The sequence below is a fragment of the Mesorhizobium sp. WSM4850 genome (assembly GCF_055811735.1).
This window is the reverse complement of sequence record NZ_JBVVPV010000088.1, coordinates 1-9,044: the sequence shown is the minus strand read 5'-3', so window position 1 is coordinate 9,044 and position 9,044 is coordinate 1. Positions and strand designations below refer to the sequence as shown.

Sequence of the window (9,044 nt, the reverse complement as noted above, 5' to 3'; positions counted from 1 at the left end):
CATAAGACCGGAAAACATCGAACTCATTGACGTCGCTGCAGGTGGCGCGGTTGATGATCTCGCACACAATGTCCTGCTTGGCGTGGTGCTCGACGTAGCTCCTCTCGGTGCCGATGTGCATGTGGTCGTCGAACTGCGTGAGAAAAGCCGGTTGCTGGTAATTCGCAAGAACATTGCAAAGGGTTCGGGATTTGTGACAGGGCAACCTGTGCGCGCCCGGTTCTCAGCGTCGGACGTGCTGGTCTTTTAAGCCTTTCTTCAACACGGTGAGCAGCAAAGCGGGTGGCAGGAACATAGAGTTTGACTCGCGGCAGCTTTTTGTCGACATCGTGCATCGGCCGGTAGTTCGACCGGCGATACGCAAAAGCGTGTCGGTCGCATTGGGGCCATCATTCGAGCGCCATCAATTTGACGGAGCACCCAGACAGCAAGAAAACGGGATGCGGCCACACAAAGGCCGACCAGCCGCGAGTCGATGAATGGCCGGGAGTAGCTACATTAGGCGTGGTAGATCGTAAGACCGTATGTCCTCCTGTGATGAGGATCGGCTCGGCCCGCCCGAGCAACCCTCGGACGCGCAGTGTAGGGCGAGCCACCTCACCGACAGAGGCGGACATACGGTCTTACGGTAGATCGCCGTCCGAACAACATGCCAAGGCTGGAAAGCAGTGTCACGTCCATACGAATGTGACGTCACTGCTTCCATCCGGTTTCGAGATGTCTGGCAATGAAAATCGGCAGGCAAGTTCGTCCACACTGCCCGATACACGAGGTTGCCGGCCAATCCGCTCTCCGCCGCCTTCGATCGCCGATTTTATGCACAAACAACAGAATATTGCCGAACGCCTGCGCTCACCTAGGGTAATTCGCACAAATCGGCCGTTGACGCTGTTATAATAACGAGCGAGCACTGAGCGATTTAATCCAGATTTACGAGCTGAAAGCGGTTGCAAAGCATCGATCGACCAAATTGTCCAACGACCGTGACCTTGAGGCGGGCCGTTTCAGCTGACATCCCCTTCATCATGCACACGGAGCGTGTGGAAGGATACGAAGAGCTGGTCGATCGATGGGAGGAGGCTCAGCATATGGCGGCTCTCGCCGATCCGCGTTTTGCCTATTTTGTCGCCGAGGCTGAGAGAATGCCGATCGGCTTCGCCATCCTGCACGACTGGGCTTCGCGCGAGCACGCGACGCTTGTAAAGCGCGTTGCCGTCGCCGAGCCGGGCAGGGGACTCGGTAGAACTATGATGCGCGCCGTTGTCGAAGCGGCATTCACGGAGACCGACGTCCGCAGGCTCTGGCTTGGCTGCTTCCCCGACAACCTCAGGGCGCGGCGCAGCTACGAGGCCGTGGGCTTTGTCGCCGAAGGCGTGGCGCGCGGCAGCGCCTTCCTCGGGGAGCATCGCGACGAGCTGGTGCTGTCGTTAGTGAGGTCGGAATGGGAGGCGCTGGTGCGCGGGCTTGCGAAATCGCCTCGCGCCTAACGTCAGCAAAATGACTGAACTCATGGACCTTCAAACATCAGCTGTATGCCAGTGGTAGAGATGCCAGAGTCGACCCGCCCGAAAGGTTTGTCAGGTGAGTGCCTGAGCGCCTCATTGAGTCACATAGCCGAGCTGGAGCCGAAGTTGAACGCCTTCGCCTAGCTTGCTGCAGACCGGACGAAAGACGATGCGATGAAGGCGGAGGCCCCCTTGATAAGTGGTGCGCAGATCGGCCTGCCGCACGGTGTGCCGCAACCACCAGAGACCGCTCCATCACCAAGGATATGCCGACACAGCACGGCAGCGAGATCTTCGCCGGCCATCAGGTGACAGAGGACACGCAGATCGTGTCGCTTCTGGGAGGCGATGACTGGGCGGGGTTTCGTGCAGTCCGCTCATGGGATCGCGTGATGATCCTGGCGTCCTGAAGGCCTCTGCGGCCTTCGAGGCCCCGCAACTATGTGCTGACAAAGCCCACAATGCTGACTAAGCCTTCAGAAATTGAGCTTTGACGGGCGGCTATCCGGCCACTACCCAAAGGGAAATGGAACATGAAAAGCACAATGCGCTGTCCGGCAATATGGAGGGCCGGGCCACCGCATCCGGGTCAATGTGGCGAGCAACTGCTTCCCGCATTATGCCCGGAACCTAAACACCAGTGGTAATAATGCCACGGAAAGCGCGACGGCAATGGCCGAGAACACGCTGTATCATGATTGCAACTATCCCTCTCATATCATCTTGCCGATGGTACCGTGATAGTTGTCTGCTCTATTCTAGCACTCGACAGTGTCGCCGGAAATGCAAGGCAGAGGGCGCGCGTTTACAGTGCCCGGTTTTGGAGCGTTCGATTTGGGCGCCATCCGCAGGGCAGCATGCCTACCGCGTTGGCGTTCGTCGTCGACCACGAATGGAAATAGCGTCGCTACACCGGTTTTCAAACTTGGGCGGAGGCACGGATACTAGCACTTGCCGGTGGTTCGGTGGCGAAAACGCGGTCGGCGAAAAGACCTGAGCTCGTATTCTTTGATCCGGTTCTCCATCTCGCCGATCCTGTTCTCCATCTCGCCAGGGGCGCAGTAGAGTTCCGAATACCTTGCGAAGGAACGGCGCACGAGAGCCACTTCGTCCGCTCCAGCAATCGTCTCAGCATCTTTGACGAATTCGACAGCAGCATTGATGCGCGGATGGCAGGCTAAGCGCAGCAGTTCCACAGGCAGGTCGTGGGTGATGAAGAGAAACCGCCATGTTTTGCTGCTGGCGGAGCTGGCACTTGGAGGATCTGGGCGCGGATCGAGACGTCGAGCATGGAGACAGGCTCATCGGCAACAACGTCCCCACTCGCGTTGTCCGCCGGAGAGCTCATGGGGAAAGCGTGCGGCATATTCCTCGGCCGGATTGAGCCCTGCGTAGAGTGCTTCGCGAACTCGTTCGCTGAACTCTCTCTTGTCCTTGGCCAGTCGCAGCAGCCGCAAGGGTTCTGACACAGTATCGAAGACGGTGTGCCGCATAGGGATGCTTCGGCTCGCTGAAGATATCGGCGATCGTGCCCTCCTCGACGATGCGGCCGGCAAATAGATCGTCGCCCGATCGCAGGATTCGGTCACGATGGAGACGGTATGGATGATCAAATAAGGACAAGGTTGAACTGCGACGCAGCTTGCCCAAAGCTTCAGATCCGGGCTGGGTTATCACATCGAGCGCCGTCGTCGGCTCGTCGCCGATGATGATGGATGAGCGGCACGCAAGTGGGGCGATCTGCTCGGTGTTCCAGAGCAAGGGCCGGCATTCAGTCACAGATGAAGGAAAAACTCGCTTGCCTGTAAGTATTTGCAGGAGACCGGCTTGGGAGCCTGCAAATGCGCTGATAGCCGACGCTCCTACATCGGTAGTTTGAAGCAATCGAACGCTCGACTCGGAGTTACAGATGAAAGGCATGGCAACCGCTGCATTGGAGGGCCTCAAACGGCCCGACCTTCTGCAAAGAAGCGCTTATGTGAATGGCGCCTGGCTCTCGACGGCGGAAACACTCGGGGTGGTGGATCCTGCAACTGGCGAAGAGTTGGCTCAGGTAGCAGCCTGTGGATTGTCAGATGTGGACAATGCGGTTTTTTTCGGGAGAACCGCATTCCTGCGGTGGCGCGATCTGCTTCCTTCGGAACGTGGCGCATACCTGCGGAAATGGGCAGCAGGTATGCGGGAGCATGCGGAGGATCTGGCAGTCATCATGACGGCCGAGCAAGGCAAACCGATCGCCGAGGCTCACGGCGAGATTTCATATGCCGCTGGCTTTCTTGACTGGTTTGCAGCGGAAGGCGAGCGGGCCTACGGCGAAACCATCCCCAGCCATCTCGCCGGAACTCGGCTAGCCGTGCAGATGAAGCCGATTGGCGTAACCGTCGCTATCACCCCGTGGAATTTTCCATCGGCAATGATCACCAGAAAGGCTGGAGCTGCGCTGGCCGCTGGCTGCACGATGATCGTAAAGCCCGCCCCAGAAACGCCCTTGTCAGCGCTCGCACTTGCTCGCCTTGCCGAGGGCGCAGGAATCCCCGCCGGCGTGTTTCAAGTGATAACGGGCGAAGCTCCGCCACTTGCGAAACGGCTGCTGGAGCATACCGAGGTGCGGGCGTTCTCATTTACGGGCTCGACCGAGGTTGGCCGAATCCTGCTCGAGCAGTCCGCAAAGACTATCAAAAAAGCTTCACTCGAACTTGGTGGCAATGCTCCCTTCATCTTTTTCGACGATGCGCCGATGGAGGCTGCGGTCGCTGGCTGCATGGCAGCCAAGTTCGCCACATCCGGTCAGGACTGTCTGGCGGCAAACAGGATCTACGTGCAGCGGCGAGTGTATGACCGTTTCCTCGAGGAATTCGCCAAGGCCACCAGAAAACTGAAAGTCGGGCACGGGCTGGAAGATGGGATCGATATTGGTCCGATGACCAGGGCGTCCGTTGCCGAAAAGTGCAGGCAGCAGATTTCGGACGCTCTTTCGGCCGGGGCTCGAATGGTAGCCGGCTCACAGGATAACCCACTTGGTGGGAATTTCGTGACGCCGACCGTGCTCGCGGACGTGACCGACGACATGCAGGTCGCAAAGGAAGAAACGTTCGGGCCTGTGGCTGCAATCCTGCCCTTTGACGACGAAGGGGAAGTGCTCGCGCGCGCCAACAATTCGGAGATGGGCCTTGCGGCCTATATCTACACCCGAGATCTTAACCGCGCGATGCGACTCACCGACCGGCTCGAATACGGCATGGTTGCAGTCAACACCGCGAAATTCACCGGCGCGCCGATTCCTTTTGGCGGATGGAAACAGTCCGGCCTCGGCCGCGAGGGCTCAAAGCACGGCTTGGCCGAATACCTGGAACCGAAATACGTCTGCTTCGGCAACATTGCAGCCAAGGAAGGGCCTATGAGCATCAACATCAAGGACATCAGTGCGAAGGACAGGAACTCTGTCCTTCATCCTTTCACGCAGCTCAAAGACTTCGCCAGCGGCAAGCTGGGCGACCCAACCATCGTCGAGACAGGGAAGGGCATCCGCATCCAGGACGCCCATGGCAACCAGTTGATCGATGGCTTCGCCGGCCTCTATTGCGTTAACGTTGGCTACGGCCGTGCCGAAGTCGCCGAAGCGATTTCGCGCCAGGCCTATCGTCTTGCCTACTATCACTCCTACGCAGCCCACACGACTGATGAGCTTGCAATCCTCTCCGATCGCCTCGTAAAAATGGCGCCGGGCAGAATGAGCAAGGTCTTCTACGGCATGTCCGGCTCGGATGCCAACGAGACCCAGGCTAAACTCGTTTGGTACTACAACAACCTGCGGGGCAAGCCGAACAAGAAGAAGATCATCTCGCGTGAGCGAGGCTATCACGGCTGCAGCGTTGTCTCTGGCTCGATGACCGGCATGAGCTTCTATCACGACCACATGGACCTGCCACTACCGCAGATTGTTCACACCGGCGTTCCGCATCACTACTGGGGCGCAAACCCGGGTGAGACAGAGGGCGAGTTCTCAGCACGGCGTGCCGAGGAACTCGATCAACTCATCGAACTCCTGGGACCGGATAACGTCGGCGCCTTCATCGGAGAACCGGTGCTCGGCACGGGTGGCATCACCCCTCCGCCGGAAGGCTACTGGGAAGCAACCCAGGCGGTTCTGAAGAAGCATGATATTCTTTTAATCGCTGACGAGGTGATTACCGGGTTCGGCCGAACCGGTTCCATGTTCGGTTCACAGCACTATGGCATCGAACCCGATCTGATTACGGTTGCGAAGGGTCTGACGTCCGCCTACTTCCCGCTCTCCGCGGCAATCGTCGGTGAGAAGGTTTATCGGGTTTTAGAGGACGGAGCTGATAGGGTTGGCGCTTTCTCGCACGGCTACACCTACTCAGGCCATCCGATCGGAGCCGCCGCGGCCAACGCGGTGCTCGACATCGTCGAGAAGGAAGACCTACCTTGTAACGCCCGTGACGTCGGCGCATTTTTCCAAGCGCAGCTAAAGGAGAAATTCGCGCAGTTGCCTATCGTCGGTGAAGTACGCGGAGTAGGCCTTATGGGCGCAATCGAGTTCGTGGCCGACCGCCACAATCGGAAGCGTTTTGATCCGACACTCAAAGTTGGTGCGCGAATTTCGAAAGCAGCCCGCGACCGTGGCCTTATCGCTCGCGCTATGCCGCACGGGGACATCTTGGGCTTTGCCCCGCCGCTCGTTGCAACCAAGGCTGAGGTCGAAGAGATCGTCGCGATCGCTGAAAGCGCTGTCCGTTTCGTTATGGATGAGCTTGTCCGCGAAAGCCAAAACACCTGAATGACGGAGATATGCAGAGTGGAGATTCACTGGGCAGTTTTTAAAGTGAGTAAGAAATTGAAGGCGAAAGGGACGAAACCACGGGAAGGGATCCACAGGTGGATTCATGCAGCGATCACCACGAGATTGCTCACCTTGTCGAGATTCCTAGAGATGCTCCCAAGGGAGAATGGACCGCGGGCAAAAGACATCTTACGAGCTTCATGCGGGCCTGGCGATGAACATCGAGCGGTGATCATGAAGACCCCATCACGCGTCGGCTCCGTCACTCCGGCGGGCAGTACGGTCTCGGGAGGTGAGCGGTGCTAGCCTCCACCATGAATTTTCTACAGAGCGTCGACCAGAACTTCCGTCATGCCATGTCGTTCCTCGATCTTCCCGAGGGGCTTGCTGAGCGCATCGTTCAATGCAACTCGACCTACACTGTGCGTTTCGGCGTCAGACTGCGCGGCCGCATGTACAGCTTTGTCGGCTGGCGCTCCGTCCACAGCGAGCACTGCGAGCCGGTCAAGGGCGGCATTCGATATGCGCCCAATGCCGACGCCGAGGAGGTCGAGGCACTTGCCGCACTGATGACGCTCAAATGCTCATTGGTTGATCTGCCCTTCGGTGGGTCCAAAGGCGCACTCAAGATCGACCCGCGCGAGTGGACGATCCAGGAGCTTGAGCGCATCACCCGCCGCTTCACCCAGGAGCTCAATAAACGTGGCTTGATCGGCCCTGGTCTCAATGTTCCGGCTCCGGACGTGGGCACGAGCGAGCGGGAGATGGCCTGGATGGTCGACGAATTCCGCCGCGCCAATCCGAATGATGTCATCAATGCGCGCGCTTGCGTTACAGGAAAACCGCTCTCAAAAGGCGGAATTGCGGGACGCACCGAAGCGACCGGCCGAGGCGTGCAGTTTGCCATCGAAAGCTATCTCCGCGATGTACGCACTCCAGGGATTGCGGGACGACGCGACCTCAAAGGAGCGTCCGTTGTCGTTCAGGGGTTTGGCAATGTCGGCTACCACGCAGCCAAGTTTCTCTCCGAGGAAGATGGCGCGCGGATGGTGGTCGTTGCTGAACACGACGGATATATAGCCAACCCCGAAGGCCTCCCCGTCGAGGCGCTCAAGCAGCATCAACTGCGCACTGGCAGCATTCTCGACTTCGACGGTGCCGAATCTTTCGCGGGCGACATGACTGGCATTGAGGAAGCTTGCGACATCCTCATCCCTGCGGCGATGGAGAACGTCATTCACATTGACAACGCCGAACGCATCAAGGCGCATCTCATCGTCGAAGCCGCCAATGGCCCGGTCACCTTTCAGGCCGATCAAATGCTGCGCTTCCGAGGCGTTACAATCCTCCCCGACCTCTATGTCAACGCTGGCGGTGTGGTGGTGAGCTATTTCGAATGGGTGAAGAATCTGACCCACATCCCATTCGGCTTAATGGAGAGGCGGCGTCGGGAACGGCGCAACCATGCGATCGCCACAGCGCTTGAGCGCATGACCGGCAAGACGTTTCCAGCCGACATGCGTGACGATTTTCTCGAAGGCGGCGCCGAGATCGACCTGGTTCGATCAGGCCTCGAGGACGTCATGCGCGGCGCTTGGGGGAACATAGCCGATCTGCTTGAGGCACAGCCCGAACTCGGCGACTACCGGACGGCAGCCTATGTCACGTCCATTCGTAGGATTGCTGCTGCCTACGAGGCTATAGGCATCTGAGCTCTGCTGTCAAAACCTTACTGGGGCACAGACGAGACGATGCCAGAATATGTCGAGCCCTTGGAATAGGGTTTTTCCGGGTCGGCAGCGACGGCCCACGCCTTCCGCGATCGCCGGCCTGCTTCTCAGGCTGTCGCCGGGCGACTCCAATAGGCGCGGGCCAGCTGGAGGGGCGGGTCGGCTTTCCAGCCGAATCTCCCCGCCGGGGCCAATCGGCAGGGCTAGCCGCCTTCCACCTCGCCCGGCGACATGGCCGTGCGCCTTTCGATCGACAGGCCGATCACCCTGATCTCCGGCTTAATTGTCTTGGCGGCGAGCGTAACACGCCCACCGTCAAGCCGCCCCGGATCCGGCAGTCCTCGCGCCTCTCCAGTGCGGTCGTTCTTGGCCCGGGGGTCACCAGCGGTCGTCGAACGGGGAATTGTCGATCAGCGCTTTTTTCGCCGCCGAACCGTTGCCTTTCCGCCAGCGTCGTCCTGGCTTCCGCCAGCGCTGCGTGCGTCCGCTCCGATCGCCTTGATCCGTTGACCTTCGCCTGCGGCACGGGCGACGACATGCAGACGACGGCTGCAGGCCACCGGCCATGCCCGATCGAGCAGCAACGACGCCGCGCGCCTCGCCCGGCATGTTGAAGACGGCGTTGATCGCCCGCGTAACTTGGAGGCACCGATCGGCCGGGTATTTTCCAGCTTCGAGCAGAGACTATCGCCACCACAGATGCCCCGAGGGTCACGACAACGGTGATCATGTCGCCGTTTGCGTGCGCCGCCACGCTGAAGCCGAAGGCGAATTCGCTCGTGTCCCTGTCCCCCGTTGCGTGCTCCCCGGCGCAAAGCCGGGGAGCGGAGTCAGGCTGGAACACGGCTGCCGTCGCGCCTCACCCCTTGCAGCGTTCGGCGGTCTTGGTGCCGTCCGGCAGGGTGGCTTTGGTGTAGCCGTATTTGCTGACCGACGCCATCATCTCGTCGGAACCGATATAGTCTTTCAGCGCGGCGTTGAAGGCATCGACCTCCGCCTGCTGGT

Annotated in this window: 7 protein-coding genes and 1 pseudogene; 7 read left to right on the top strand and 1 reads right to left on the bottom strand. The window is 59.4% G+C overall.

Annotation, left to right across the window (positions count from 1 at the left end; all coding sequences use genetic code 11):
- The 4 genes from AC0L2Z_RS34235 to AC0L2Z_RS34220 all read left to right on the top strand — a co-directional run.
- Positions 1–250, top strand: a 250-nt coding sequence (locus tag AC0L2Z_RS34235; RefSeq protein WP_473630492.1) for a TOBE domain-containing protein, incomplete at its 5' end; no start/stop codon positions are given.
- Positions 251–983: 733 nt separating this feature from the next.
- Positions 984–1,487, top strand: a complete 504-nt coding sequence (locus tag AC0L2Z_RS34230) for a GNAT family N-acetyltransferase (protein ID WP_473630491.1) — start codon at positions 984–986, stop codon at positions 1,485–1,487.
- Positions 1,488–1,771: 284 nt separating this feature from the next.
- Entirely contained in the window at positions 1,772–1,915 is a 144-nt protein-coding gene (locus AC0L2Z_RS34225; RefSeq protein WP_473630490.1) for a hypothetical protein, read from the top strand.
- A gap of 172 nt (positions 1,916–2,087) precedes the next feature.
- On the top strand, positions 2,088–2,246 hold the full coding sequence (locus tag AC0L2Z_RS34220; RefSeq protein WP_473630495.1) for a hypothetical protein: 159 nt from the start codon (positions 2,088–2,090) through the stop codon (positions 2,244–2,246).
- Positions 2,247–2,449: 203 nt separating this feature from the next.
- Here the strand turns inward: AC0L2Z_RS34220 and AC0L2Z_RS34215 are convergent, their stop codons facing one another.
- On the bottom strand, positions 2,450–2,701 hold the full coding sequence (locus AC0L2Z_RS34215; RefSeq protein ID WP_473630489.1) for a hypothetical protein: 252 nt from the start codon (positions 2,699–2,701) through the stop codon (positions 2,450–2,452).
- Positions 2,702–3,414: 713 nt separating this feature from the next.
- Between AC0L2Z_RS34215 and AC0L2Z_RS34210 the strand changes: the two are divergent.
- The 3 genes and pseudogenes from AC0L2Z_RS34210 to AC0L2Z_RS34200 all read left to right on the top strand — a co-directional run.
- A pseudogene (locus AC0L2Z_RS34210) lies at positions 3,415–4,890 on the top strand (NAD-dependent succinate-semialdehyde dehydrogenase); the annotation flags it as partial.
- Between the two features lie 12 nt (positions 4,891–4,902).
- Positions 4,903–6,306, top strand: coding sequence for an aminotransferase (locus AC0L2Z_RS34205; RefSeq protein ID WP_473630494.1), 1,404 nt, complete (start codon positions 4,903–4,905; stop codon positions 6,304–6,306).
- A gap of 359 nt (positions 6,307–6,665) precedes the next feature.
- Positions 6,666–8,021 carry a Glu/Leu/Phe/Val family dehydrogenase gene (locus AC0L2Z_RS34200; RefSeq protein WP_473630493.1) on the top strand — a complete coding sequence of 452 codons (1,356 nt, stop codon included), beginning with the start codon at positions 6,666–6,668 and terminating at the stop codon, positions 8,019–8,021.
- The last annotated feature ends 1,023 nt before the right edge of the window (positions 8,022–9,044 follow it).

Coding starts and splice junctions, on each gene's coding strand:
- AC0L2Z_RS34225 (WP_473630490.1), top strand. CDS start 1,772: ATGCCGACACAGCACGGCAGCGAGATCTTCGCCGGCCATCAGGTGACA.
- AC0L2Z_RS34205 (WP_473630494.1), top strand. CDS start 4,903: ATGAGCATCAACATCAAGGACATCAGTGCGAAGGACAGGAACTCTGTC.
- AC0L2Z_RS34200 (WP_473630493.1), top strand. CDS start 6,666: ATGTCGTTCCTCGATCTTCCCGAGGGGCTTGCTGAGCGCATCGTTCAA.